This window comes from Frankia sp. RB5 (assembly GCF_059816245.1).
This window is the reverse complement of sequence record NZ_JCBATA010000019.1, coordinates 1-25,073: the sequence shown is the minus strand read 5'-3', so window position 1 is coordinate 25,073 and position 25,073 is coordinate 1. Positions and strand designations below refer to the sequence as shown.

The following is a 25,073-nucleotide window of genomic DNA, read 5'->3' as shown; positions in this document are numbered from 1 at the left end:
GTGGCCGGCCAGGGTCGCGTGGCCGGCCGGGGAGGGATCAGTCGGCGGTGGTGAGCTGCCAGTGCTGGAAGTTCCCGCCGTTGCAGTCCTGGGTGTAGACGTCGCCGTCGGGGTTGCTGTCCAGGCACTCGGTGGTCGAACGGTTCTCGAACTGCCAGCCGAAGTTCGGCGAGCGCGTCGGGAGCCACACCTGGTCCACGGCGTCCGAGCAGGTCCTGGTGAACACGGAGCCGCGGTACCTGGTTCCGTCCGGAGCCGGATTTGCCTTCGCGCCCAGACAGCGGCCCGTCTGTACGTTCCGGAGCCGGTAGCCGGCGCCGGTGGCGGCCGGCACCGCACGCCAGTGCTGGTAGAGGCCGTTGTTGCAGCCCAGCGTGTACGCCGAGCCGTCCTCGTTGCCGTCCAGGCAGAGCAGCGTGGACGTGTTGACATAGGTGCTCGGGCCGGCCGGGGACTGGCTGGGGGTGGGCCGCGCCGACGGCGTCGCCGGTGGACGTGACAGAACGCCCGTCAGCGAGGCCACGGCCGACGGCGATCCCGCCGCGCCCGAGCCGCCCGTCACCACGAGGGAGACGGCGACGACGATGCCGATGACGGCGGCGGCCACCAGGCCCGCGACGGCCCAGGTCCGCCGCCCGCGCTGACCTCCGCCGCCCGCGCCGCCCGCGCCGCCCGCGCCGCGCGTGTTGGCCGGGTGGGCCGCGTCGGTGAACGGGAGACGGCCGGCGGACGGCGGTCCGAGAGACGGCGCCGAGGGGTGGACCTGCGCTGGTGGGGGCGTCAGGCCGGAGAGGACCTGTGTCGGCCCGGCCGCCGCGGCGGCAGCGGCGCTGTGGACCGCTGCCGCGTGGGCTGTGGCGGCATCGTCGTCGGGGCGGGTGCTGAGCACGGTCGGCAGGTCGACCTGGCCGTCCCCGGCGAAGGGTGGCCGGGTGAGCCGCGGCAGCGCCTTCTGGCCGGCCAGACTCGGCAGGAGGGCACGCAGGCTGTCCATGCCGGGCCGCTCGACCGGATCCTTGGCGAGCATCGACGCCACGACGGCCCACACCTCGTCGCGCAGGCCCGCCGGCCGGCCCGGACGCTGGTTGAGGTGGGCGTGCAGGACGGACAGCGGCGGGCGTCCGGTGAACGGCGTGACGCCGCACAGCATCTCGTAGAGCATGATGCCGGCCGCGTAGGTGTCCGTCGCCGGACTGACGGACCGGCCCTCGATCACCTCGGGAGCCATGTAGTGCGGCGTGCCGAGGATGCTCATCGGCTCCGTCAGCCGCGTGCCGGCCTCCACGACGGAGGCGATGCCGAAGTCCGAGACCTTGGGCCGGTAGAGGCCGCCCTCGCCCGCGCCGGTGCCGCTGCCGTGGGTTCCGTCGCCGTGGGCCAGCAGCACGTTCTCCGGCTTCAGATCACGATGCACCACGCCGAGCGCGTGCGCGCTGGCGAGCCCGGTCATGATCTCCAGGATCAGGGTGGCCGCCTCGGCCGGCGGAAGGGTGCCGCGCCGGGTCAGTTCGGCCCGCAGGTTGGGACCGGAAACGAAATCCATCACAATGGCCAGATCGCCGCCCTCGGCGACCAGGTCATGCAGGGCGACGACGAACGGGGACCGCACCCGCAGCAGGATGTCGCGTTCCCGCATGAACCGGGTGATGATTACCGGATTCGCGGCGAACTCCGGTAGCAGCATCTTGAAGGCGAAGACATTCCCGTCGCCGTCGTGGCCGGACCAGACCTCCCCCATACTGCCCCGGCCGACCCTGGTATCCAGGGTGTATGAGCTTCCCAGCCGTCTCGACACCGTGATCTTCCGCCACCTCAACGTTGATCATCTGATGGGTGCGGCGATTGTATCCAGTGTCGCGGTGTCCCAAGCCGGGCCTGGGATGATCTGAGGGCGCCCTACCGGCTCATCGTGAAACAGCAACGTGCTCTGCGGGCATTGTTGCGCGGCGAAAAGGCGCTGGTCAGTCCAGTCGTGTCGATGCCGTATCCCTCCGGTGTGCCGCGGCTCGCGGGTCGTCTGCCCGACTCCCGCCGGCGACGTCGCGGTCCATACCCGGGCTAGCGCGGGCTGGGCGGGGTGGACTGGTCGGCGAAGGCCTGGCGGAGGGTGTTCTTGACGACCTTGCCCATCTGGTTGCGGGGGAGGTCGTTGACGATGACCACGTGCTTGGGCTTCTTGTAGCCGGCGAGCGAGGCCTGGGTGTGCGCTATGACGTCGGCCTCGGTCAGCGCGGCGCCGGGCTCGGGGACGATGTAGGCGGCGACGCTCTCGCCCCACACGTCGTCCGGCACGCCGATGACCGCGACGTCCCGGATGGCGGGATGGGACAGCATCACCAGTTCCAGCTCGCGAGGGTAGATGTTCTGGCCGCCGGAGATGAGCATGTCCTTCTTGCGGTCGACCAGGTAGATGTAACCGTCCTCCTGGCGGGCGAGGTCGCCGGTGTGCAGCCAGCCGCCGCGCAGCGCCTGGGCGGTGCGTTCCTCGTCCTTCCAGTAGCCGCGCATCACGGTGTCGCCGGCGAGGCACAGTTCGCCGATCTCGCCCGGCGGGCAGGGGCGGTCGTCCTCGTCGAGGATCTCGACCCGGACGGTCGGGGACGGCCGGCCGACGGAGGTGAGCAGCTTCTCCTCGCCGTCCAGTGCCCGCTGGTGGTCCTCGGCGGACAGCCGGGTGAACATCATGGTCGACTCGGACTGGCCGAAGCCCGAGGTCGGCTTCGGGATACGGCGCATGACGCGACGGGCCAGGTCCGGGGACATGATCATGCCGCCGTAGCCGACGCGGCGGATGCGGCTGAGATCCCGGTCGGGCAGGGACGGGTCGTCGAGCAGGAAGGCGAGCATGGTCGGCGCGAGCGAGATCTGGGTGATCTGGTGGCGGTCGACCAGGTCGAGGAAGGGGCCGGAATCGTAACGCGGCATCAGCACGATGAGGGCGCCGCGCAGGTGGTAGCAGAAGGTCTGCAGGCCGGAGGCGTGGCACATCGGCAGCGCCATGAGGAAACGCTCGTCGTCGCGCAGGTCCCAGTCGAGCGCCGACATCATCGCGGCGGACACGACGTTGCGGTGGGTGAGTACGGCGCCCTTGGGGAAGCCGGTCGTGCCGCTGGTGTAGATGATGAACGCCGGGTCGTCGTCGGCCAGGGTCGGCCAGGCGTAGGGGGACGGCGGGGTGGTGGAGTGGGCGTCGGCGGCGGCCGGGTCGTCGAGGAGCAGGACAGTTGTGGTGGCGGGGAGCTCGTCGGCCAGGGGCGCGAGGGCCGACCACAGCGCCGGCTCGGCGATCAGCACGCCGGCGCCGCAGTCCCGCAGGATGCCCGCCCACTCCCGGGGATGTAGCCGGTAGTTGAGCAGGACGAGGGTCCGCCCGGCGCAGGGGACCGCGTACTGCGCCTCGACGAACTCGGCGCGGTTCGTCGAGAGCAGGGCGACCCGGTCGCCGGGAGCGCTCACGCCGTCGAGCGCGCCGCCGAGACGGCTGACCCGGCCGAGGAGGTCGCCGAAGGTCAGCACTCGGTCGCCGTCGACGAGCGCCTCCGCATCAGGGGCGAGCCGCGCGTTGCGAAGCAGCAGGTCGAACAACATGGACTTCCTTTCTGGCACGGTCAGGCCTTCTGGCACGGTCAGGACGCCGACGCGCGGGTCAGGCGGGGACGCGGAGCAGCGGCGCGACCCGGGACAGGACGTCGGCGGCCATCGCCGCCGGGTCGACGCCGTCGGTCGGGGCGAGGATCAGGTGGCGGGCGCCGGCGTCGAGGAACTCCTGCAGCCGGGCGGCGACCAGCTTCGGCGGCCCGAACGCGGCCACCCGTTCGACGAAGGTCGTGAACCGCTCCGGATCACCGGCCTGACCGGCGCCGACGTAGCTGATCGCGCGTGACAGCGCCGTCTCGGCGTCGTCGTCGAGGCTCACGTAGACGAAGACCAGCCACTCGAATCCGCTGGTCAGATCGCGGTCCGGCCCGGCCAGCCGGTGGATCGCGGCGACCGAGCGGGCGTACTGCTCCGGGGTGTAAAGGAACGGCATCCAGCCGTCGCCGAGCCGGGCGGCGCGCCGCATCGCCGGGTTCTTGCGGCCCGCGACGAGGATCGGCGGGCCCTGCGGGTGGGCCGGCGACGGCTCCACCCGCGCGTCGTCGACCTGCCACAGCGCGCCGCGGAACGGGGTCGACCGGTCCGCCCAGGCGGCGCGCAGAAGACCGATCTGCTCGTCGAGGCGGGGGCCGAGCCCCGTCCGGGGAACGCCGACGGCGTCGAACTCCCGCTGGTACTCGCCGCCGGTGCCGACCCCGACGCTGACCCGTCCCCCGGACAGGCGGTCGATCTCGGCGAGCTGTTTGGCAAGCACCATCGGGTTGTAGAGCGGCAGAGGGAACACGGCCGACCCCACCCGGACCCGGGTGGTGACGGCCGCGATGTGGGCCAGGCTGGTCAGCGGCTCCGGGACCGGCCGGCCGATCGTGATGTGCCCGGACGCCCACAGCGAGTCGGCACCGGCGTCCTCGAGCGTGCGCGCGAAGTCCGACAGACTCCCGGATTCTCCCGGCGCGGCGAGAAAGCCGATCCCGGGCCGTCCCGCCGCAGGAATGTCGCCGTTCACCGTCACCTGTCGCTCCTTGTTCTGTCATGACTTCGCGCGCGGGCGCGCTCCGTGTACGTCTTACGTCAGCGGCCTGCGGGTGTTCAGGTCGAGTCCGTGCATGGCGCCGGGCGCGAGGACGAACTGGCCGTTCTCGACGCGCAGGAAGAAGACCTGCGCGTTGCTGAGCCGCTCGAAGCCCTTGACCGTGCCCTTCGCGGACGGCGTCCACGTCGGCAGGATCCCGAACAGGTCGATGTTCGTCGCGGTGCCGAAGAAGTCGTTCATGCTTGTCGCGGTCAGCTTGCCGGTGACCTTGGCCGCGACCTGGGCCGCGACGTGCACGGACAGCCAGGCCCGCAGGCTGGTCGAGTTGCGGATGCCGGCGGCGCTGTCGCCGCTGGCCTTCTCGGCGTCGAGCTCCTTCGCGTAACGCGCGAGGCCCGGGTACTCCTTGACCGCCGTGACCGGCGGCTGGGCGCTCACCACGCGCAACTGGGGCGCGGCCGGGCCGAGGTCGGCGAGGCCGGTCTGGATCTGCGAGTCGACCGCGCCGAGCGGGCCCTTGTAGCCGGCCTGGCCGGCGGCCTTGATGAAGGCGAGCGCGGCCTCGTTCGGAACGAGCAGCATTCCGCCGTCGGCGCCGGAGGCTTCCAGGGTCGCGACGGCGGGGGCGAGGTCCGTGGTGGACGCACCGATCTTGATGTCCTCCTTGACATCGAGACCGCTGGCGCGGGCCGCGGTGCTGGCGCTCTTCGAGGTCTCGGCGGCGATGGCGATGTCACGGCGGATCATGGACACCGACTTCACGCCGTCGGCCTTCATCTGCGGAGCCAGACCGCCGAAGATCAGCTGGGCGCCGGCGTCGAAGCGGTAGCAGACGGCGCACTTGCTCTCCGCCGCGGTCGCGCCGACCGAGCCGACACAGGGCACCTTGGCCGCGGCCAGGACCTCGGTCAGGGGCTGCGAGAACTGCGAGTTCGACCCGACGACCGCGACGGTGCCGTCACGGGTGGCGGCCCGGGCGCACTTGACCGCGTCGTTGGGGTTGTTGTTGTCCTCGCACCAGCGGATCTCGATCTGCTTGCCGCCCACGCCGCCCGACGCGTTGATGGCGCGTGCGGCGGCCTTGGCGGCGGCGAGGTTCTCGAGCGCCGCTAGGCCAGCAGTTCACGGCCACTGGCCGCGTCCAGAAGTACCAGCTCCGCGAACGCGGCCTCACCCCCACCACCAGGGACCGTCAGGCCACCTCCGCGTAGCCGCCGCCCGCCGCCCGGCGCGGTATCGGGCGGTGTCCGCCGCCCGATACCTACGCCTGGCCGCCGGAGACCGGCACCTCGCGAGCCGTGCCCACCACCGATTCGTACTGCTCGCGTATCCGTCCCGGAGGGATGCGCGACGGGAAGTACTTGATCCTTCCGGATGCGCGAACCCGATCTACCGGGAGGCCATCCCAGGAGTCCTGGCCGCGAACGTCGCCACGAACGTCACCGCCGATTCACGCAGCTTCGTCCTTTGGTCTGGCATCCGAGCAAGGGTGATCCCCCTGATTGTCGGACTGGCCCAGCTCGACCGCTTCCTCGACCGCCTCGCGCCGCCCACCGGCACGGATGGTCGGTGATGTGGTGTGCCGGCGGGCCGGGGTGATGCGGCGCGGGCGGGGCGCTCCCTTGACAGGTTGATCCGGAGCCGGCAGGATCGAATGTATGTTCGATCTCCTCGGTCTCCGACCCCACCCGCGGATCGCGCATCAGGACCATCATGCGTCGCGCACGCAGGTCCATTCGCCGCTGGGTGGTGCCGAGGCGCGTCCTCGGCCCGTTCCGGCGGCTTCCACCGCGCCGGCCTCGTCATCCGCTTCGGGGGCACCGTGCCTGCCGCCGAGCGTAGCCCGTGTCGCCGCGCGCACGAGGCTGTCCGCGGAACTGCTCGCGGCCATCCTCACGGTGGACGGCCGCTCCCGCGCCACTCTCGACGACATGGAGCGCGCGGACGCCCTCGCGGACGTCCTGCTCGCCCGCCGTCGGCAGCGGGTCGGCGCACACCGCACCGAGTTCAGCACGAACCGGCCGGCCGCGGTGCGTGTGGCTGTGCGCTGAGCCGAGGCCGCGCTGGCGGACGCCTCGCGTCAGGCCGCCAGGTGCTGACGCAGCGCCGACTGGAAGCCGGTCAGGCGCGGATCCTCGGAGCCGCGGTCGAGCCAGGTCATGGCGAGCGCCGTGTGCAGATCGGCATCCGTCACCTCGACGGCGGCCACCTCGCCTCGTCGGCATGCGGGCGCACGGCGAGCACCGCGGGCAGGACATGCACGCTCACCGTCTCCAACGCGCCGACGGTCAGCGTGGCCCAATTCCTGGGCCGCCTGTGTGACACTGCCCGTCCGGGCGACCGCCTCGAACGTCCGCAGCTCCATGCCCCAGTTTCCCCCTGCCCGCTCCGCCGACGTGGCCTCGGCGCTTCCCTGGCCCCGGCGGATCTCCCGGTCACAGTCGATCTTCTCGGACCAGGCGACGGCCCAAGCCCGCTGGCGTCCCAGGCGTCGCCGGATTCCCGGGGATGTTCATCGGATATTCGGCTTGCCGGGGGAGATGCGCGATCCGCCGGCCCATAGCCTCCGTTGCTCGTGGCCGCGCGCTTTCCAGGCATCCGACTTCCCGGCCTGTCCCGTTCTCCTGGCATGTACCTCCCTTCCGGCCGGTTCCGGCGGATGTGGACGCCACCTGAGGTGGTGCTGATCGGTGCCGCCGGGTTCGTCGGCGTGGTTCTGGTGGTGGCCACCGGCGGGCGGCTTGCCCGGCAGTCCCTCGCCAGCCCGCCGACGTCCTGGCTGGGCCTGCTCAACCCGGTGAACCTCACCGAGTCCTCCGGCCTGCCGGCCCTGCTGGTCGGCGGGGTGGCACTGACGCTGCTCGCGTGGCTGCGCGCCGGCATGCGTGCCCACCGCGGCATCCTGTCGCCGCGGCAGGCCGTCGGGCTGCTCGCCGTGTGGTCGATACCCGTCTGCCTGGGGCCGCCGATCCTCAGCCTCGACGTCTACAGCTACGCGGCGCAGGGGATGCTGCTGGCCACCGGCTTCGATCCTTACCACGCCGCCCCCACCGCGCTCGCCGCCGGAAGTCCGCAGCTCGCCGCGGTCGACCCGCTCTGGCGGTCAGCGAACGCGCCGTACGGCCCGCTGGCGGTGACCTTGTTCCGGCTGGCTCACCTGGTCGCCGGGGGAAGCCTCATCGGGGTGATCGTGCTGCTGCGGTTGCTGGCGCTCGCGGGCGTGGTGCTGATCGCCGCCTGCGCGGTCGCCGGCGCCCCCAGGCATCGGCGTGCCGACGCCCTCGTGCTCGCCGCGCTCAACCCGATCGTGCTGTTCCAGCTCCTCGGCGCCGCCCACCTTGAGGCGATCATGATGGGCCTGGTGGTCGCGGGCCTGCTCGCCGTCCAGCGTGGCCGGGCGGTGACGGGACTCGTTCTGCTGACCGCGGCCGCGGCGATCAAATGGCCGGCCGTCCTCGCCGTCGCCGCCGCCATCGCCTGGCGTGCCGGCGCACCGTCCCGGCCGAGCTGCGAAGACGCTCGCAACGCATCGCGCGGTGACGGGCATGGTGGTGGCGAGCTTGCGGCGGGCTGGCGGCGGCGGGCGCCGGCCCGGGTCGCTGGGGCCGCACGCGATGCGATCGTCGCCGGGGCGGCCTTCGCGGGGCTGGCGGCGCTCGTCCCGGACGGGCTCGGGTGGGTACGCACGGCGACGACTCCCGCGACCGTGCTGACGGGTTACACGCCGACCAGCATCGCCGCCGATCTGCTCGGCTGGGGCGCGGGCCTGCTCGATCTCGATCCCTCACCCGCCGGCATCCTGACCTTCACCCAGCACGCGGGGCTCGCGGCGACAGGCGCCGTGTGCCTGTGGACACTGGCCACCATCCGGGCCCGGCCACTCACCGCCAGCGCGGGGGCCATGCTGCTCGCGCTCGCCGCCCTCGGGCCCGTGCTGCACCCCTGGTACCTCACCTGGGGTCTCGTGCCGCTGGCGGTGCGGCCCGGCGGCCCGGCACGGATGGCCGTCCTGGCGATCGCCTCGGCCGGCTCGTTCCTCGGCCTGCAGCACTGCTCCCTGCTCGTCGCCGACCATCCCGCCGCGCTGCGGTGGCTGCGCGAACATGGCGGCCTCGTGGCCCTGGCGGGTTACGTGGCGGCCGCGGCCCTGTGCGCGGCGGTGAGCCGTGGGGCGGCTGTCACCGCGTCCAGGCGGGCTGCCGTCGCCGCGTCCCGACGCGCCTGACGGCCCATCTACCGGCCCCCGCCGGAGTCTCCACTCGCGGCCGCGGCCTGCGCACTCGCGGTCGGAGCCTGCACTCGCGGTCGGAGCTTCCACTCGCCGCCGGAGCTTCCACTCGCAAGCGCCCGCACGCGCCAGGCCTGGGCGTCGGGGTGGCGGGCGGGTTCAGCGGGTGGGCTGGCAGGTGGGGCACCAGAACAGGTTGCGGCCCGCCAGGGTGGTCGAGCGGACCTCGGTCGCGCAGACAAGGCAGGGCAGGCCGGCACGGCGGTAGACGTAGACCTCGCCGCCATGGTCGTCGACGCGGGGCGGACGGCCCATCGCCTCGGGAGTGTGCGCGGGGCGGACGGTGTCGATCCGGCCTGTGCGCACCCCGTCGGCCATCAGCGCGGCCAGATCGGCCCACAGGATGGCCCACTGCTCGTCGGTCAGGTCGCGGCCGGGCAGCATCGGGTCGATGCCTGCGCGGAAGAGCACCTCGGCCCGGTAGATGTTGCCCGGGCCGGCGACCACCGCCTGGTCCATCAGCAGCGCGGCGATCGTCGTGCGGCTGCGGCCCACGCGCCGCCGGGCCAGCTCCGGATCGGCGTCGGCGCGCAGCGGGTCGGGGCCCAGCCGGTCGCGCAGCGCTTTCACCTCGCCGGGACCCAGCAGCTCGCAGGCGCTAGGCCCGCGCAGGTCGGCGTAGCCGGCGGGGGCGGTCAGCCGCAACCGGACGGCACCCGTCGGCGCGGGCGGCGGACCGGCCGCGAGCGTGCTTGTCCCGTAGATACCGAGATGGACGTGCAGCATCTGGTCGTCGTCGAAGCCGAGCAGCAGGTGCTTGCCGTGCGCCTCGGCGGTGGTCAGCACCCGCCCGTCCAGGCGCCGGGCGCCGTCGGCGAACCGGCCCTGCGGGCTTGACGCGCCGACCGCGACGCCGCCGAACATGCGCCCGTGTGCGGCGGCCAGCCGGTGCACGGTGTGACCCTCGGGCATGGTGGGCCGATCATACCGGCGGCCCGGCATCGCGAGATCGCAGGGATCAGGCCCGGGAGCGGCCGAGCGAGAGTCTGTTCCGCTTCGTCGTGCGGCCGCCGGCGCCGCTGCGTGCGGGGGGCCGGCATCGGATGGCCTTACGGCTCACCCTCGGCGCCGGCCAGGTGATGGCCGACCACTACGGCTTCATCCCGTTGACCCGATGCGAGCTGTTCCACCTGCGGCTGCGGTTCTCGCCGACGCGGCCGCCCGCCGGCGTCTGGCTGCTTGACGGCGTACCGCCCCGCACTGCCGACGACGACCCCGCCGGCCTGCCATCCCTCAACCTGGACGCGGTCGGAGAGAGCCTGCTGACCTTCCCGGCGCCCCGCGAGGGGCGCAGCCACGGCGCCTGCTGGCGGTTCTGACGCGCGGCCGGCGGGATGTCGTCTGCGTGCTGGTGCTGGTGCTGGTGTTGGTCGGTCGACATCGTGGTCGCCTCCTGTGCCCCGGAAGGCCCAGTCCGGGAGTGGCTCACGATGACGCCGCGAGGCGCCGCGCCGACAGGCATGCTCCTGGCGGAACAAAGGTCGGATGACGGTCATGACCCGCCGGCGCCGACGGACCGCCCTGCCAGCGAACGGCGGGTGGGCAGGTAGGTCAGCCGGCCGGGGTGTCGGCGTAGCGGCGGGCGGAGGCGAGCGCGGCGCGCAGGGTCGCGGCGTCCACCTGCGCACCGGCGTCCCCGGCGGTGCCATCGGCGCCGAAGTACAGGTTGGCGTAGGCGGCGGTGTCTCGCTGGTAGCGCCAGCCCTCCGCCAGCGGTCCGGCGTCGACGGCGTCGTAGCCGAGGGCGTCGAGAACGTCGGTGGCCGTTGCCTTGGCGGTCGCGTCATCACCGGCGATCGCCAGCGCCGAGCGGTCCGGGGCGCCGGCGGGCCGGGCCAGCGACAGCAGGTGCTTGTAGTAGATGTTGTTGAAGACCTTGACCACCTTCGAGGTTGGCAGGTGCGCGGCGAGCAGCTCGCTCGTCGTGGTCGACTCGTTCTCCAACTCGGGGAAGACGCCGTCCCGCTGCGGGTAGTAGTTGTTGGTGTCGAGTACCACCTTCCCGACCAGCGGTTCGACCGGAACCTCGCGGTAGGCGCGCAGCGGCACGGTCACGACGACGAGGTCACCCGCGGCGGCGGCCTGCGCCGCGGTGGCGGCCCGGGCCCGCGGCCCCAGCTCCGCCACCAGATCCTGCAAGGTCTCCGGGCCGCGCGAGTTGCTCAGCACGACGTCATATCCGGCGGCGACGGCGAGTTTCGCGACCGTTCCGCCGATGTTCCCGCTGCCGATCAGTCCAAGGGTCGTCATGCCGTCGACAACTCCGAGCGGCACGGTCGACATTCCCCGCCCCGTCTCCCCTGCTCCCACCCCGCCGTCTCCCTTGCTCCCGCCGCGATCCTCGAACGCGCCCAGGGCGCGGCCGAACAGGCCCTCGCCGAGCTGCGGACGGTGGCCCGCGGGATCCTGCCGCCGGTGCTCGCCGACCGCGGGCTCGCCGACCGCGGGCTCGCCGGCGCGCTCGTAAGGACTCGCCGCCGACTGCCCCGTTCCCTGTCGGCTCGACGTCGACCTGACTCGCCGCTGCGCCGCGTCGGTCGAGGCGACGGCCTACTTCGTGGTCGCCGCTGGACGTGGTCGCCGCGGCGGGGACCAGGCAGGACGCCCTGGCCGCCCTCGACGTGCACCGACCCGACGTCGCCGTCCTCGACGTGCGGATGCCACCGACCCACACCGGCGAGGGCATCGCCGCGGCCGTCGAGGCGCGGCGGCGTTGCCCTGAGCTGGGCATGCTGGTCCTCTCGGCCTACGTCGAGCAGACGTTCGCCACCGAGCTGCTCGTCGACGGCGTCGGCGGCCTCGGATACCTGCTCAAGGAGCGGGTGGGCCGGGTCGGGGAGTTCCTCGACGCCGTGCACCGCGTCGCCGCCGCGACACCGCCATCGACCCGGAGGTCGTCGCGCAGCTGTTCGCCCGCACGCGGCGCGACCCGCGGCTCGAGCGGCTCAGCCCCCGCGAGCCCGACGTGCTTGCCCTGATGGCCGAGGGCCTGGACAACGGTGCCATCGCCGAGCGACTCGTCGTCACCGAGGACGCCCTGCACAAACACATTCGCGCCATTCGCGCCATTCGCGCCATCCGCGCCAAGCTCGACCTGGCGCCCGCCGATCGCGTGGACCGACGCGTCGCCGCCGTCCTGCGCTACCTCGACGGCCGTCACGACCGTGAGCGACCATCCGGTCCACCGAAACCACGTCCACGGACGGCCGCCGGGACCGGGGACTCATGGACCGGTGAGGCTCTCGTCCTGGGGCGCAGGCGGGGCCGCCCGTGCCGCCAGCATCACCCTGCCGGTGAGGCCCTCGCCCTGGGGTGTCGAAGTCTTTGACGGTCGGAGTCCTCGACGGTGGACGGTCCACCCCTGGCATCGCCGTGGTCAGGACGGAGTTGGCTTGCGGGCTCCAGGCATGCTGGCATTGGTGCCGCCTGAGGACGGATTCGTGCGAGGTGGGGTGACGGTGGGTCGTGGGGTGACCGTGGTCGTGGCCGGGGTGGCGGGCGTGGCGCAGACGGTTCCGGTCGACGGGTTCCCGGTCCACTACGTCCCCGTGCGGTATCCCCGGCACGGGCTGCGGCTGGAGGTCGCCGGCGTCGGGCTGAACGTCGCGCGCGTCCTGCGTGCGCTCGGGACGTCGGTCTCGCTGGCCGCCCTCGTCGGCCGCGATCCGGCCGGCCTGCTCGTGCGGGCCGAACTGACCCGCCTCGGTCTGCTCGGCGGCGACCAGACAGCCGGCGGCGACCTCTCGGCGGACGGCGGGCCGGCCATTGGCAGCGGTGTGCTGGAAGTGGGATCGACGCCGACGTCCGTGGTGCTGGTCGAACCGGGCGGCGCGCGACAGGTGAACACCGACCTCAAGGACCTGCCGGACGCGGAGTATCCCGCCACGGTGTTCAACGCCCTGTTGGCCGGCGCGCGCCTCGCGGTCGTGTCCACCATCGGATTCGCCCGGCCGCTGCTGACCATGGCAAGGTCCGCCGGCGTGCCCGTTGCGGTGGATGTGCAGACGGTCGGCGGTGTGGACGACGCCTGTCTCCGGCCGTGGCTGGAGGCCGCTGACGTTCTTTTCTGCTCAGCCGAGCGGCTCGGTACCGATCCCGCCACGTTCGCGGCGGATGTGCTGAAACGATTCCCGGCCCGGATCATTGTGGTCGGAATGGGCGCGGACGGCTGCCTGCTCGGCATTCGCGGCCAGGCCGTACGGCGTTTTCCCGCGATCGCGCCGCACGGCGTGGTCGACACGACCGGCGCCGGCGACGCGTTGTTCGCGGGCTTCCTGCACTACTGGCTCGCGACCGGCGACGCGGCGATGGCCGCCGACCACGCCGTCCTCGTCGCCGGCTGTGCTGTGGGTACCCCCGGTGCCGGTACACACGTCGACGCCGGCCACATCGCCGATCTGCGTACCCGCACCAGATGATCTGACATAGTCCTGCCGCCTGCCGCCTGCCGCCTGCCGCCTGCCGCCTGCCGCCTGCCGCCTGCCGCCTGCCGCCTGCCGCCTGCCGCCTGCCGCCTGCCGCCTGCCGCCTGCCGCCTGCCGCCTGCCGCCTGCCGGAGTGGCTGAGTGGCTGAGTGGCGGAAGGGCGACGTGGCGAGCCTGCCGACGTGGTGTCGTGGTGTCGTGGTGACGTGGCTGCTTCGCGGACTGGTCGGTCAGGCGGCGGGCAGGCGGTCCAGGAAGCCGCTCACCGCTCGGATCCGCCCGTCGTCGGCGAGGGCGATCACATCGAAGCCGGCGACGGGCGCCGACCCGTCCGCGCCGGAGACCAGCTCCCAGGAGAACCGGGCGATGTGGTGGTGGGCGTCCGGCGAACCGGAAAGCCGGAACTCGAAGCCGGGGAACTGCTTGTGCACTCCGATGATCGTGGCCGTGATCTCCTCGTGGCCCGCGATGTCCACCACCGGATCGGTGTAGCTGGCGTCCCGCGTGAACGCCGCGGCGACTGCCCTGCGAACCTCGTCGTCCGTTTCCGCGTTCCACGCCGCGAAATAACGCGAAACGGCGTCGTCATGTGAGGTCACCATGTATTCCTTCCGTTGCCCGCGCCGCGGAGAATTTTTTCTCCCGCGCGGGAACAACGATGCCGCGGGTGCTCGAACCGGTCGATTACCGCAGAGGTAAGCGTCCTCCGCGCGGGTGGGCGGCGGCACGGTGAGGCCTGCCAGCGCGCGGCGGCGCCGAAGCGTCCTCCGCGCGTGGGTGGCGGCGCCGCATCCGGTCCTGGGCGTGTCGCGCCGAGTGGAACGTCCTCCGCGCGTGGGTGGTGGGCTCACCGATGTTCTGGCGATGGTGGCGGGCAGGCCACGCAGGTGCGGGCGGACGGACGGGCCGCCAGCCGGCCGGCGTCGATGCGGCGCCCGCAGGTCTGGCACACGCCATAGGTGCCGGCAGCAAGCCGGCTGATCGCGGCGTCGACCTCGACCAGCCTCGCTGCGGCCTGACGGAGCGTGGCGCGCATCTGCTCCCGCTCGAACGGCATGGAGGCGCCCTCGATGTCGTGCTCATCGTCAGCGTCCCGATCGGCAGTGTCCTCGAGCACCCGACCGAACTCGGCGCGTAGCGCGTCAACCCGGGCGGCGGCATCGGCCCGTTCAGCCAGGAGTCGGCCACGCGGCTCGTCCGGCCAATGGGGCTCGTCTGGTCTGTCCGGCTCGACCTGCATCGTCGGCTGACCTCCTGCTGGCGGCTGTACCCGCCGGGACAGCAGGGGGCACGCGACGTTGGCTGCTCATTGGGTGCTTCGAGGCCCGAGGAACGTGTCCAGGTCGCCACGGTGCGAGAGGATCGGACAGGGTGTCACGTCATCGGCCGACGTGCGGAGGCACAGGCCGGTCGGCGCATCGCCCCATCCTGAGGGGAGAGTCCGCATGCGACCACCGCTACCGCCGTTCACCGAGCAGACCGCGCGCCAGAAGGTGCAGGCCGCCGAGGACGCCTGGAACACGCGGGACCCGGTTCGGGTCGCGGGCGCCTACACCGAGGACTCGATCTGGCGCAACCGTGACGAGATCTTCCAGGGCCGGGACGCCATCGTCGACTTCCTCACCCGCAAGTGGGCGCGGGAGCATGACTACGCACTCCGCAAGGACCTATGGGCGTTCACCGGCAATCGGATCTCCGTTCGCTTCCAGTACGAGTGCCGCGACGACGGCGGTCAGTGGTGGCGCAGCTACGGCAACGAGCAGTGGGAGTTCGCCGAGGACGGTCTGATGCGTCGGCGTGAGGCGAGCATCAACGACGTCGCGATCGCCGAGGCCGACAGGTTCATCCACGGCCCACGCCCGCCCGAGGACGCCGGCCGACCTCTGCCCATGCCATGACCAAGATTCACTGACAGCGGCTACCGACAGCGGCTACCGCCAGCGGCTCGGAGGCAGCGGCGCACCGACCTCGGTGGGTGCCGCGACGATCGATCCACTCAGGCCCGTGAGCCTCGATCATGGCTGGCGGAAGTTGGGGAGTGGTCGGTTGTAGGGGTTTCGGCGGGGTCGGCGGTGAGGGTCGATGTGTGGGGGTGGGATGAAGGAGGGCAGGCCGTCGGGTTCGAAGGTGATCGTCCACTTGTCGTGGTGGACCTGTCGGTGGTGCTGGCCGCAGAGCAGGATCATGTTCGACAGTGCGGTGGGTCCGCCGTTCTCCCAGCCGGTGACGTGGTGGCATTCGGTCCAGGCGGGTGGCCTGTCGCAGGACGGGAACGCGCAGCCGTGGTCGCGGGCTGCGAGCGCGCGGCGGATGGCGGGGGTGGCAACGCGGTGGGTGCGGCCGACGTCGAGGGGGACGCCCGCGGGGTCCAGGATGATCCTGGTGATCTCGGCGTCGCAGGCCAGGCGGCTGAGGACGCCGCGGGGCAGCGGTAGTCCCCAGCTGGTGGTGGCCGGGTCGAGGCCGCCGGCGAGGAGTGTGTTCCAGGGCACGAGCACTGTCAGGTGCGGGCGAACTCCACCGGAGAGGGGAACGGCGGCGGCGTTCAGGGCGCGGGTGACGAGGTCGAGGAGGGCGTCGGCCTGGCGGCGGCGGGGGCTGCGGGGGTCGGGGGAGCCGTCGGTGGCGGGGCGGGGTGCGGCGAGGCCGTCGAGGGCGGTGCGTAGCAGCGCGGCGCCTTCGGCGTCGAGTTCACCGCTGATCAGGGTGGTGCCGCGGGGGGTGTCGGTGAAGGTGAGGCCGCGGACCTGGGCGGGGTCGGGGGAGGGACGGTCGTCGTCGTCGCCGCGTCCCGACCGGCGGGGGGCGCCACCGTTGTCGCAAGCGCCGCTGTTGTCGTTGCCGCCGCCGGTCGGGGGGCCGTCGGGTTGGCCGTCGCGGCTGGCGGCGGTGGGGTCGCCGCCGCCGGGGGAGGTGTCGACGCGGGTGAGCTGCTCGCGGATACGGGCGGCGAGCCGGACGAGCCGGTACGGGTCGAACGTGCCGGCGTAGTCGATCAACATCTGTTCGGCGGTGGCACGTTCGGTGTCGGTGACATCACGGGGCAGACCCTCGATGGCCTCGCGGATGACGTGGGCGTGCTCGACGGTGATCTCCCCGCGGGCCAGCGCCTCCCCCGTCGCCGCACACGGCCCGTTGCCGACCGCCAGCGCCAGGCTGACCTGACGGCGGGACTCCCGCGAGGCCAGCGCCAACCGGTCCCGCAGCAGGCTCGCGACGTCGACCGCGCCCACACGAGCCGCCAGGCCACGCTCCTGCGCCTCGACGATCAACCGGCCGCGTAGCGCCGCCACCCGGCCCCCCAACCGGCCCGCCTTCTCCAACAGCATGTCGAGCTCTCCGTCGGACAGCCGCCACGGCTCCTCCGACAACAACACATCGAACAACTCACCAAGCACCGCGAACCGGCCAGGCATGCCACCCCCAGCACCGTCAGACGACGGCGGGTGCACGGACGCGGAAGCGGAGGAGGGACCGGCGGCCTCGGGGAGCGTGTCCGGACCGGCGTCGGACGGATCGGACGGTGGAACGGGAGGCGAGCCGAGAGGGTCGGGGGGCGGGCCGGAGGGACGGCCTGTGCGGCAGGACGTCGCACCGGTCCGAGTGTCGATGACCATGAAACAACGCTAGATCAGGCAGCCCGGATCATCGAACACATGTTCTGACCTGTGGACAGCTGGAACGCGCCCTCACGGCTGTGGACAAGGTCGCGGCCGCAGGTGAGCTCAGCTGACGGTCGCGGCGGCCAGGTTCGCGAGGTTGACCAGGTAGGAGACGCCTCGGCGGGTGTAGTCGTAGCCGCTGAGCGGGTAGCCGTTCGTCAGGCAGGCGACCGAGAGATCGGCCTCGGGATCGTAGAAGCCGAGCTGGTAGGCGGCGCCGCCATGGCCCCAGGTCGCGGGGGAGCCGACGGTGGGCAGCCAGCTGCCGTTGTAGCGACCGCTGATCGTGGTGAACAGGCCCATGTGCGTCGGGATGTCGCCGCCGCCGTAGAGCTGGTCGCCGTGCGGCGCCTCGCTACGCCGGACCCGGGTGGCCTCGGCGACGATCTCCGGCGACCACCGGCCCGAGTGAACGACGGCCTGGTAGTGCAGCGCGACGTCGGCGGCGGTGCCGACCAGCGAGTGGCTGGGTTCCCCGGCCGCGAGGATCTCCGGACGGGAGACGTACCACGGCCCCCAGGGATCGACCTCCTGGTCGTCGGATGTCCGGTCGGTCGCGATCATCGGTGCGACCGAGTCGGCCTGCCGCTCCACCGGGACGCCCAGCTCCAGCGACAGGCCGAGCGGTTCGCACAGGCGGGTGCGCAGGTACTCGGCGATGGTCACCCCGGTGCGCCGCCACACCAGCTCGGCAATGATCCATGCCGCCGAGGTGAGGTGGAACTCCAGCCGGGCTCCCGGCGGGTAGGTGAGCCGCCACCGGCCGAACGCCGCCATCCGCTCGTCGTGCGACAGCATCTTCGGATAGCCCAGCGGCGCGAACGGGAGTCCGGCGGTGTGGGTGAGCACCTGTTCGACGGTGACGACGTCCTTCCCGTTCGTGCCGAACTCGGGGATGATCGACGCGATCGTGTCATCCAGGCTGATCAGCCCCTGGTCGAGCAACTGCCAGGCGATCGAGGCGACGACCGTGCGGCCGGCGGACTGCAGCACGTAGCGGCGCGTCAGATCGGTGTCGCCGAACGCGGCGTTCAGTACCAGCTGGCCGCCGCGCGCGACGGCGAGCTGCGCTGACGGCAGCGGAAACGTCGCCATGGCATCGCGGACGTGGCGCACCAGCGCCTCCAGCCGGACCGGATCCACTCCGGCGTCTGCCGGCTCGACGACCTCCTGCGACGCGACCCACCCGGTTGCCGTACTCACGACCAGACCTCCCATGCCCGCTCTACCTGCCCATGTCGCTCCGGGGCCGGCCGACTCGACGTGATGCCGCCCGTGGTGCACGTCACAGTAAACAGTATCCGGCATTACGGTCGGATTGCACCGATCTCACCGCGCCTGTGCTTGTAGGCAGCGAACATGGGTTGGCGGCGTGAACCAGCCCACGTCGATTAGTGTCCGGTAATAGGGGATGTGACGGGCGGCACGGGAGGTGCCGGACCCGCGTCCACCGAACGGGAACGAGGGTCTTCGCATGTCGATGCGCTGGGAGGCGTCACGGTGAGCACGCTCGAGACAGATCCGGTTGATCAGGCCGGGAGTGGCGCCGCGGACGAGCCGGTCTGGGCAGGGGCGCTCCTGCCCACCGACGCCGAGCTGCTCGCCCGCTACACGGCCGCCGGCTGGTGGGACGGCTCCACCCTGGCCAGCGCGATCGTCGAGGCGTTCAGCCGGAACCCGTCGTCGCCGGTGCGCGTCCACTCCGCCGAGCATCCCTACGAGGGCACCTACGCGGATGTGCTGAGCGCGGCGCGGTCGCTGGCCCAGGCGTTACGGGCGCGCGGCGTGGGGCAGGGCGACACCGTCGCCTTCCAGCTGCCGAACTGGTCCGAGTCGCTGGTGTGCTTCGCCGGGATCGCGCTGTCCGGCGCGACGCTGGTGCCGATCGCGTCGTACTACCGCGAGAAGGAGCTGCGCCACATCCTGAGCCGGTCGCGGGCGGTGGCGCTGGTCATCCCGCGCCACTTCCGCGGACGCGACTACCTGGCCGAGGCCGAGGCGCTGCGCGGGGATCTGCCGGCGCTGCGCACCGTGGCGGTCGTCGGCGACGGTCCGCTGCCGAGCTGGGCCACCTCCTTCGCCGACCTGGTCGCGGGCGCGGCGGACGAGCAGCCGGTACCGGCGGTCGATCCGGGATCCCCGGCGGCGATCGCGTGGACGTCGGGCACGACGTCGGACCCGAAGGGCGTGCTGATGTCGCACCGCGCCCTGGTGTCCGAGGTGCGCCATCACATCGTGCCGAGCCAGCCGGGGACGCTGCCACGCCTGGGTGGTGCGCCGCTGGCCCACGTCACCGGCATGCTCGCCGTCGGGCTCGCGCCGGCGTTCCGGGGTGTCGGCATCCATCTGGTCGACATCTGGGATCCGGCTCGGGTGCTCGCCATCATGGCCGAGTTCGGCCTGCCGCCGGGGCTCTACGCACCGGTGTTCGCCACCTCGCTGCTTGACCATCCCGACTGCACGCCCGCGCTCGCGGCGCTCATGGGCGCGGCGTGCCTGGGCGGCGCGCCCGTGCCCGGCCCGCTGGTCGAGCGGCTGGAACGGGCCGGCGTCGTCGTAGCCCGGGGGTATGGGAGTACCGAGCATCCGTCGATCACGCTGTCCCTGGTCACCGACCCCGAGGTGCCTCGCCTGACGACCGAGGGGGCCGTGCAGGCCGGCGTCGAGGTGCGGATCGTCGACGAGGAGGAGCGCGACGTCCCGTTCGGCAGCCCGGGCGAGGTTCTCAGCCGCGGGCCGGATCTGTTCTCCGGCTACCTGGACCCGTCGACCACGGCAGACGCGGTCGCGCCTGGCGGCTGGCTGCGCACCGGCGACATCGGCGTGCTCAGCCGGCACGGCGACGCCGACTGGCTGGCGATCGTCGACCGCAAGAAGGACATCGTCATCCGCGCCGGGATCAACATCAGCTCGGCGGAGGTCGAGGGCGCGCTGTCCGGGATGCCGGGGATCGCGGAGGTCGCCGTGATCGGCGTGCCTGACGAGAGCGTCGGCGAGCGCGCCGCCGCGGTCGTCCACCCCTTCCCCGGGCAGACGATCACCCTCGACGACATCCGCAGCCATCTGACCGGCATCGGCATGGCCAAGCAGAAGTGGCCGGAGCGGCTCATCACGTCCGACGAGCCGCTTCCGCGCACCGCGTCCGGCAAGATCCGCAAGCCGGATCTGCGTCGCCTCGCCCGCGACGCGGACTGACGGCGGACCACGCCGCCGGCCCGGGCCGACCTGGACTCAGGCGCGGCCGGGCCGGCGGTGCCTCGGGGCGGTGCGCCGGTTGGTCTCGGGGCGCACCGCCCACGGGTCGGCGAGCGGTCAGCTGGCGGCGCCGGCGCGCAGGTCGAGCGCCTGGCCGCGGAGGTCGTTCTTGAGGACCTTCATGCTCGCGTTGCGGGGCAGGGAGGCCACCACATGGACGGCGCGAGGCACCTTGAAGTTGGCGATGTGCTCGCGGGACCAGGCGATGAACGCCGCGGGTTCGATGGTGGCGCCGGGGCGCGGCACGACGAACGCGACGGCGACCTCGCCCATCCGCTCGTCGGGGACGCCGACCACGGCGATCTGCTCGACGTCGGGATGGGCGCCGAGGATGCGCTCGACCTCCGCCGGGTAGACGTTGAACCCGCCGACGATGACCATGTCCTTCATCCGGTCGGTGATCCGGATGAAGCCGCGCTCGTCCATCTCGGCGACGTCGCCGGTGTGCAGCCAGCCGTCGGGGGTGATGACCTCGGCGGTGAGCTCCTTGTCCTCCCAGTAGCCGCTCATCACGTTGAAACCACGACAGAGCAGCTCGCCGGGCGTGCCGCGCGGCACCTCCCGGCCGGCCTCGTCGACCACCCGGACCTCCACGCCCAGGGCGGCGCGGCCGACGGTGGTGGTGATGTCCTCGAAGGAGTCGACATCCGGGTAGGTCGTCGTCACCAACGAGGTGGCCTCGGTCAGGCCGTAGGCGCTGTGGGTCACCTCGGCACCCAGCTCGTCGCGCATCCGCTGGATCAGACTGGGCGGGACGGAGGCCGCCGACGCCATGGTGACCCGCAGCGCGGACAGGTCGAACCGGGCCCGGTCGGGCGCGTCGAGGATGCCCTGGAACAGGGTCGGCGGGCCCTCCAGGACGGAGATCCGTTCGCGGTCGAGCAGCGTCAGCACGGTGGGGACGTCGAAGACGGCCAGCGGCAGCATCGTCACGCCGTGCACGACGCAGGCCATCCAGCCGGCCTTGTAGCCGAACGTGTGGAAGAACGGCGGGATGATCAGGTAGCGGTCGCCGGCGCGCAACCGCATCACCTGTGCCAGCCAGGCGTGGGCGCGCAGGGACTGACCGTGGGTCAGGACGACGCCCTTGGGGTGTCCGGTCGTGCCGGAGGTGAACATGATGTCGGAGATCGACTCCGGGGTGACCGCGTCGATCCGGTCCCGCGCGGCCTCGACCGGCACCGAGGCGCCAAGTCGCAGCCACGCGTCCCACGACAGCCGCCCCCCGGCCGTGGCATCCCCGGCGGACGCGGCGGCGGAACTCTCGGCGGCGGCGGAACTCTCGGCGGCGGAGTCGACCGCGGTGGTGCGGTCGCCGTCGAGGGCGATGACGTGCTGCAGGGCGGGGAGGTCGGGATCGGCGGCGCACAGCATGCCGTGGTAGTCGGTGTCGAGGAAGTCGGTCACCAGGAAGATCGCCTTGGCGCCGCTCTTGCGCAGCACGTAGGCGGCCTCCTCGCCGCGGAAACGGGTGTTGACCGGCACCAGGACGCCGCCGGCACCCTGGATGCCCAGGGCCGCGACGACCCAGCGCAGCATGTTCGGTGCCCACACGCCGACCCGGTCACCGGGCTCGATCCCGAGCGCGATGACGGCCCGCACGGCGTCCTCCATCGCCGCCGCGAGTTCACGGAACGTCAGACGGGTGTCACCGTCGATGATGGCTTCGTGGTCGGGGAAGCGACGGGCGGCGATCCGGGCGGCGTTCGGGATCGTGCGGATCTCCAGGTCCCACCGTCGGTGCAGTTCGGCGGGGACGTAGCTCCACAGGTCCGTCGCGGTGCCCGGGTTCTGGTCGTGTGCTGCCACCGTCGAGTCCTCCTGGTCGAATGCCCGGTCCAGCCGATTCTGGCCTGCCTGGAAATCCATGCCTGATGACCAACTCGATTTGCTTGAAAAGTCGGTTTTCCGTGGGCGAAACGTTGGTGGGGCCGGCCACGCGGTCAGGCGTGGCCGGCCCCGGCCGGACAGATGGTCGCGGCTCGGATCACGCGCGCGAGCGGCAGCGCGTGGCCCGGACCGCGCCGGATCAGATCCGTTCGATGATCGTTCCCGTGCCGAGGCCACCACCGCAGCACATGGTGACCAGGCCGTAGCGGCCGCCGGAACGCTCCAGCTCGTTGACGAGCCGGGTGATCAGGATGCCGCCGGAGGCGCCGAGCGGGTGGCCGAACGGGATGGCGCCGCCGTTCACGTTCACCTTCTCGATGTCCGCGCCGAGCTCCTTCTGCCAGGCGAGCACGACGGCGGCGAACGCCTCGTTGACCTCGAAGGTGTCGATGTCGTCGATGGACAGGCCGGTGTCGGCGAGCAGCTTCTGGGTGGCGGGGATGGGCCCGGTGAGCATCTTCACCGGGTCGGAGCCGACGAGGACGGAGCGCACCAGCCGGGCCCGTGGGGTAAGCCCGAGCTGCTCGGCCTTCGCGGCGGTCATCAGCAGCACGGCGGAGGCACCGTCGGCGATCTGCGAGGACGTGCCGGCGGTGTGCTTCGCACCGCCCGGCCGGTCCGGCAGGTTCGTCTTCAGCTTGGCCAGACCCTCCAGCGTGGTGGGCCGCAGCGCCTCGTCCGTCGTGTACGGCTTGTGGCCGACGACCTTGCCCTCGTCGTCGGTGACCGGCGCGTTGATCGGGACGATCTGGGACTGGAAGCGGCCCTCGGCGATCGAGCGGGCGGCCCGCTGCTGGGCGAGGAACGCGTACTCCTCGAGGTCGAGCCGGGACAAACCCCAGGCCTCGGCGATCCGCTCGGCGCCCTCGAACTGGGTGGTGACCTCGTAGTGCTCGGTGTAGCGCTCGTTGCGGCCGGTGCCGAACTTCGGGTCGGTGCTGGAGCCCATGGGGATCTGGTCCATGGACTCGACGCCGGCGGCCACCGCGATGTCGACGAGGCCGGAGGCGACCAGGCCGTGTGCGAGCGTCGTCGCCTGCTGGGAAGATCCGCACTGGGAGTGCACCGTGGAGGCGCCGACCTCCAGGGGCAGCCCGGCGGCGAGCCAGGCGTTGCGGACCACGTTGCCGGCCTGCTGGCCGACCTGGCTGACACAGCCGGCGACGACCTGCCCGACCAGCGCCGGGTCGAGGCTGGTGCGGTCGAACAGGCCCCGCAGCACATCGCCGAGCATGTCGGGGGACTGCACGTCCTTCAGCGATCCCTTGCGCTTGCCGATCGCCGAACGGCAGGCGTCCACCACCACGACCTCGGTGCCTGTCATCACGCCACCCTTCGATTTCATATCATTTAATTGTCTGATTTTAGCTTTGAACGGTCCAGGTCTGTGGACCGATCGAGCGCCATTCCTCACGTCTGGCGTACTCGACGGCCAGTGCCTTGGTCAGCGGGCGATCGATGTTCCCGTCGTGCAGGTCGCGGACGATGCGCACCAGGTCCTGGTTGGCCGCGGCGATCCGCCCGGCCTGCTCGACGGCGTGCTCGACCAGCCGTTCCTCGGGCACGACCTGGGTGACGAGGCCGGCGAGCAGGGCCGCCTGGGCGTCCAGACGCAGCCCGCCGAGGCTCATCGCCTTCGCCGTGCGGGTCCCGACGATCCGGCCCAGGCGTGCCGTCAGCCCGCCGCCGGGGAAGGCGCCGACCTTCAGGTGGGTGTCGGCGAACATCGCCCCGGGGCCGGCGACCAGCCAGTCCAGGCCGAGCGCGAGCTCGAGGCCGCCGGTCACGCACCAGCCGTTGACCGCGCCGATGACCGGCTTCGGCAGCGTCCCGAACCGGCGGATCAGCCGGCTCGCGGAGCGCCGGTCGGCCCCGGCGGCGGCGAACCGCTTCAGGTCGAGCCCGGCGCAGAACGCGGACCCGGAGCCGGTGAGCACCGCGGCGCGCAGCCCGTCGTCGGCGACGAAGTCGTCGAGCGCGGCCTCCAGGGCCGCGATCAGCTCCGGGGACAGCGCGTTGCGCGCGTCCGGCCGGTTCAGCGTCAGCAGCAGCACCCCGTCGGTCGACCGCGTCAACAGCACGTCGGCCGCGTCGTTCGACGGTTCGCTGGACGATTCGCTCGAAGGACTGGTCATCAGAACACTCCGTATCCGCCGTCGATGCGGAACTGGTCGCCGGTGTGGAAGGACGAGGCGGAGGAGGCCAGGTAGACGGCGATACCGGCCCAGTCGGCCCCGGTACCCCAGCGCCGCAGCGGAATCCGCCCCATGATCTTCTCGCTGACGGCGGGATTGTCGAGCCAGCCGTCGAAGACGGGGGAGACCGTCCAGCCGGGCAGCACGGAGTTGGCCCGGATGCCGTAGCGGCCGAGCTCCACCGCCAGCGACCGGGCGAGCGCCGTCACGCCCGCCTTCGCGGCGGAGTACGCCTCCTCGCGCGGCGCTCCGAACAACGCCGCGATGCTCGAGGTCAGCACGATGCTGCCGCCCTCACCCTGGGCGATCATGTGCTTGGCGGCCTCGCGGGTGGTCAGATAGGCGCCGTCGAGGTCGACCTTCATCATGTGCTGCCAGGACTCCAACGTGGAGTCGACGAACCGGGGAGCGGTCATCGAGTTCGCCAGCGCCGCGTTCGCGAAGCAGGAGTCGACCCGGCCGTACTCCTCGACGAGCCGGTCGAACCCCCGGCTGACCGCGTCCTCCTCGGTGATGTCCACCTGGACCGCGCTCACCCGACCGCCGTGCGCGGCGAGCTGCTCGGCGGCGGCCTTGTTCTTGTCCGGGTTGCGGCCCCAGACGCACACGTCGGCGCCCGCCCGGGCGAGGCCGTCGGCCATGCCGAGGCCGACCCCGGAGTTGCCGCCGGTGACCAGGGCGACGTGCCCGGTCAGGTCGAGAGGATGGACGGGCGCGGTCACGCGGAAC

Annotated in this window: 22 protein-coding genes and 1 pseudogene; 8 read left to right on the top strand and 15 right to left on the bottom strand. The window is 72.2% G+C overall.

Annotated elements, in window-relative coordinates:
* Positions 1–37 precede the first annotated feature (37 nt).
* From AC6EXY_RS12245 to AC6EXY_RS12230, 4 genes and pseudogenes are all read right to left on the bottom strand, one after another.
* Positions 38–1,795 (bottom strand): serine/threonine-protein kinase, encoded by a 1,758-nt coding sequence (locus AC6EXY_RS12245; protein ID WP_499842337.1) that lies wholly within the window; start codon positions 1,793–1,795, stop codon positions 38–40.
* 263 nt (positions 1,796–2,058) lie between these two features.
* A complete protein-coding gene (locus tag AC6EXY_RS12240; RefSeq protein ID WP_499818699.1) occupies positions 2,059–3,588 on the bottom strand; it encodes a class I adenylate-forming enzyme family protein in 1,530 nt (509 codons plus the stop codon).
* Between the two features lie 58 nt (positions 3,589–3,646).
* Positions 3,647–4,609, bottom strand: coding sequence for an LLM class flavin-dependent oxidoreductase (locus AC6EXY_RS12235; RefSeq protein WP_101832915.1), 963 nt, complete (start codon positions 4,607–4,609; stop codon positions 3,647–3,649).
* A 54-nt stretch (positions 4,610–4,663) separates the two neighbouring features.
* Positions 4,664–5,716 (bottom strand): annotated as a pseudogene (locus tag AC6EXY_RS12230) (ABC transporter substrate-binding protein); the annotation flags it as partial.
* Between the two features lie 572 nt (positions 5,717–6,288).
* Between AC6EXY_RS12230 and AC6EXY_RS12225 the strand changes: the two are divergent.
* Positions 6,289–6,681 (top strand): hypothetical protein, encoded by a 393-nt coding sequence (locus AC6EXY_RS12225; RefSeq protein ID WP_101832917.1) that lies wholly within the window; start codon positions 6,289–6,291, stop codon positions 6,679–6,681.
* A gap of 29 nt (positions 6,682–6,710) precedes the next feature.
* Here the strand turns inward: AC6EXY_RS12225 and AC6EXY_RS12220 are convergent, their stop codons facing one another.
* Positions 6,711–6,839: a hypothetical protein gene (locus tag AC6EXY_RS12220; RefSeq protein ID WP_279354667.1), complete on the bottom strand. Its 129-nt coding sequence runs from the start codon at positions 6,837–6,839 to the stop codon at positions 6,711–6,713.
* 450 nt (positions 6,840–7,289) lie between these two features.
* On the opposite strand from AC6EXY_RS12220, the gene mptB reads away from it, so the two are divergent.
* A complete protein-coding gene (gene mptB / locus AC6EXY_RS12215; protein WP_133150741.1) occupies positions 7,290–8,855 on the top strand; it encodes a polyprenol phosphomannose-dependent alpha 1,6 mannosyltransferase MptB in 1,566 nt (521 codons plus the stop codon).
* Between the two features lie 162 nt (positions 8,856–9,017).
* Here mptB and AC6EXY_RS12210 read toward each other — a convergent pair whose 3' ends face one another.
* Positions 9,018–9,830, bottom strand: a complete 813-nt coding sequence (locus AC6EXY_RS12210; protein WP_101832919.1) for an Fpg/Nei family DNA glycosylase — start codon at positions 9,828–9,830, stop codon at positions 9,018–9,020.
* A 131-nt stretch (positions 9,831–9,961) separates the two neighbouring features.
* Here AC6EXY_RS12210 and AC6EXY_RS12205 point away from each other — a divergent pair, with 131 nt between their 5' ends.
* Entirely contained in the window at positions 9,962–10,237 is a 276-nt protein-coding gene (locus tag AC6EXY_RS12205; protein ID WP_133150742.1) for a hypothetical protein, read from the top strand.
* A 232-nt stretch (positions 10,238–10,469) separates the two neighbouring features.
* Here AC6EXY_RS12205 and AC6EXY_RS12200 read toward each other — a convergent pair whose 3' ends face one another.
* Positions 10,470–11,168 (bottom strand): NADPH-dependent F420 reductase, encoded by a 699-nt coding sequence (locus AC6EXY_RS12200; protein ID WP_101832926.1) that lies wholly within the window; start codon positions 11,166–11,168, stop codon positions 10,470–10,472.
* Between the two features lie 323 nt (positions 11,169–11,491).
* On the opposite strand from AC6EXY_RS12200, the gene AC6EXY_RS12195 reads away from it, so the two are divergent.
* The 3 genes from AC6EXY_RS12195 to AC6EXY_RS12185 all read left to right on the top strand — a co-directional run bounded on the left by AC6EXY_RS12195 (position 11,492) and on the right by AC6EXY_RS12185 (position 13,336).
* Positions 11,492–11,896, top strand: a complete 405-nt coding sequence (locus tag AC6EXY_RS12195) for a response regulator (protein ID WP_499818700.1) — start codon at positions 11,492–11,494, stop codon at positions 11,894–11,896.
* Positions 11,896–12,246 (top strand): hypothetical protein, encoded by a 351-nt coding sequence (locus tag AC6EXY_RS12190; protein WP_499818704.1) that lies wholly within the window; start codon positions 11,896–11,898, stop codon positions 12,244–12,246. The genes AC6EXY_RS12195 and AC6EXY_RS12190 overlap by 1 nt, the downstream gene beginning before the upstream one ends.
* A 142-nt stretch (positions 12,247–12,388) precedes the next feature.
* A complete protein-coding gene (locus tag AC6EXY_RS12185) occupies positions 12,389–13,336 on the top strand; it encodes a carbohydrate kinase family protein (protein ID WP_499818701.1) in 948 nt (315 codons plus the stop codon).
* Positions 13,337–13,572: 236 nt separating this feature from the next.
* Here the strand turns inward: AC6EXY_RS12185 and AC6EXY_RS12180 are convergent, their stop codons facing one another.
* Entirely contained in the window at positions 13,573–13,944 is a 372-nt protein-coding gene (locus AC6EXY_RS12180) for a nuclear transport factor 2 family protein (RefSeq protein ID WP_499842336.1), read from the bottom strand.
* Positions 13,945–14,189: 245 nt separating this feature from the next.
* Positions 14,190–14,582, bottom strand: coding sequence for a TraR/DksA family transcriptional regulator (locus AC6EXY_RS12175; protein ID WP_101833073.1), 393 nt, complete (start codon positions 14,580–14,582; stop codon positions 14,190–14,192).
* 205 nt (positions 14,583–14,787) lie between these two features.
* Here AC6EXY_RS12175 and AC6EXY_RS12170 point away from each other — a divergent pair, with 205 nt between their 5' ends.
* On the top strand, positions 14,788–15,240 hold the full coding sequence (locus AC6EXY_RS12170; RefSeq protein ID WP_101833074.1) for a nuclear transport factor 2 family protein: 453 nt from the start codon (positions 14,788–14,790) through the stop codon (positions 15,238–15,240).
* A gap of 117 nt (positions 15,241–15,357) precedes the next feature.
* Here the strand turns inward: AC6EXY_RS12170 and AC6EXY_RS12165 are convergent, their stop codons facing one another.
* On the bottom strand, positions 15,358–16,758 hold the full coding sequence (locus AC6EXY_RS12165) for an HNH endonuclease signature motif containing protein (protein WP_499818702.1): 1,401 nt from the start codon (positions 16,756–16,758) through the stop codon (positions 15,358–15,360).
* A 309-nt stretch (positions 16,759–17,067) separates the two neighbouring features.
* Positions 17,068–18,207 (bottom strand): serine hydrolase domain-containing protein, encoded by a 1,140-nt coding sequence (locus tag AC6EXY_RS12160; RefSeq protein WP_243407559.1) that lies wholly within the window; start codon positions 18,205–18,207, stop codon positions 17,068–17,070.
* A gap of 297 nt (positions 18,208–18,504) precedes the next feature.
* Here AC6EXY_RS12160 and AC6EXY_RS12155 point away from each other — a divergent pair, with 297 nt between their 5' ends.
* A complete protein-coding gene (locus AC6EXY_RS12155) occupies positions 18,505–20,199 on the top strand; it encodes an AMP-binding protein (protein ID WP_207770314.1) in 1,695 nt (564 codons plus the stop codon).
* A gap of 117 nt (positions 20,200–20,316) precedes the next feature.
* Here AC6EXY_RS12155 and AC6EXY_RS12150 read toward each other — a convergent pair whose 3' ends face one another.
* The 4 genes from AC6EXY_RS12150 to AC6EXY_RS12135 all read right to left on the bottom strand — a co-directional run.
* Positions 20,317–22,068 carry an AMP-binding protein gene (locus AC6EXY_RS12150; protein WP_243407558.1) on the bottom strand — a complete coding sequence of 584 codons (1,752 nt, stop codon included), beginning with the start codon at positions 22,066–22,068 and terminating at the stop codon, positions 20,317–20,319.
* A gap of 220 nt (positions 22,069–22,288) precedes the next feature.
* A complete protein-coding gene (locus tag AC6EXY_RS12145) occupies positions 22,289–23,473 on the bottom strand; it encodes a thiolase family protein (protein WP_101832056.1) in 1,185 nt (394 codons plus the stop codon).
* Between the two features lie 40 nt (positions 23,474–23,513).
* On the bottom strand, positions 23,514–24,284 hold the full coding sequence (locus tag AC6EXY_RS12140) for an enoyl-CoA hydratase-related protein (protein WP_101832055.1): 771 nt from the start codon (positions 24,282–24,284) through the stop codon (positions 23,514–23,516).
* Positions 24,284–25,073: SDR family NAD(P)-dependent oxidoreductase (locus tag AC6EXY_RS12135; protein ID WP_499818703.1), on the bottom strand; the 790-nt coding region annotated here is incomplete at its 5' end. The genes AC6EXY_RS12135 and AC6EXY_RS12140, both read right to left, overlap by 1 nt.

What these genes read in the sequence shown, in the direction of transcription:
- mptB (WP_133150741.1), top strand. Translation starts at nt 7,290, where the DNA reads ATGTGGACGCCACCTGAGGTGGTGCTGATCGGTGCCGCCGGGTTCGTC.
- AC6EXY_RS12205 (WP_133150742.1), top strand. Translation starts at nt 9,962, where the DNA reads ATGGCCTTACGGCTCACCCTCGGCGCCGGCCAGGTGATGGCCGACCAC.
- AC6EXY_RS12210 (WP_101832919.1), bottom strand. Translation starts at nt 9,830, where the DNA reads ATGCCCGAGGGTCACACCGTGCACCGGCTGGCCGCCGCACACGGGCGC.
- AC6EXY_RS12200 (WP_101832926.1), bottom strand. Translation starts at nt 11,168, where the DNA reads ATGACGACCCTTGGACTGATCGGCAGCGGGAACATCGGCGGAACGGTC.
- AC6EXY_RS12145 (WP_101832056.1), bottom strand. Translation starts at nt 23,473, where the DNA reads ATGACAGGCACCGAGGTCGTGGTGGTGGACGCCTGCCGTTCGGCGATC.
- AC6EXY_RS12175 (WP_101833073.1), bottom strand. Translation starts at nt 14,582, where the DNA reads ATGCAGGTCGAGCCGGACAGACCAGACGAGCCCCATTGGCCGGACGAG.
- AC6EXY_RS12240 (WP_499818699.1), bottom strand. Translation starts at nt 3,588, where the DNA reads ATGTTGTTCGACCTGCTGCTTCGCAACGCGCGGCTCGCCCCTGATGCG.
- AC6EXY_RS12225 (WP_101832917.1), top strand. Translation starts at nt 6,289, where the DNA reads ATGTTCGATCTCCTCGGTCTCCGACCCCACCCGCGGATCGCGCATCAG.
- AC6EXY_RS12190 (WP_499818704.1), top strand. Translation starts at nt 11,896, where the DNA reads ATGGCCGAGGGCCTGGACAACGGTGCCATCGCCGAGCGACTCGTCGTC.
- AC6EXY_RS12170 (WP_101833074.1), top strand. Translation starts at nt 14,788, where the DNA reads ATGCGACCACCGCTACCGCCGTTCACCGAGCAGACCGCGCGCCAGAAG.
- AC6EXY_RS12180 (WP_499842336.1), bottom strand. Translation starts at nt 13,944, where the DNA reads ATGGTGACCTCACATGACGACGCCGTTTCGCGTTATTTCGCGGCGTGG.
- AC6EXY_RS12140 (WP_101832055.1), bottom strand. Translation starts at nt 24,284, where the DNA reads ATGACCAGTCCTTCGAGCGAATCGTCCAGCGAACCGTCGAACGACGCG.
- AC6EXY_RS12165 (WP_499818702.1), bottom strand. Translation starts at nt 16,758, where the DNA reads ATGCCTGGCCGGTTCGCGGTGCTTGGTGAGTTGTTCGATGTGTTGTTG.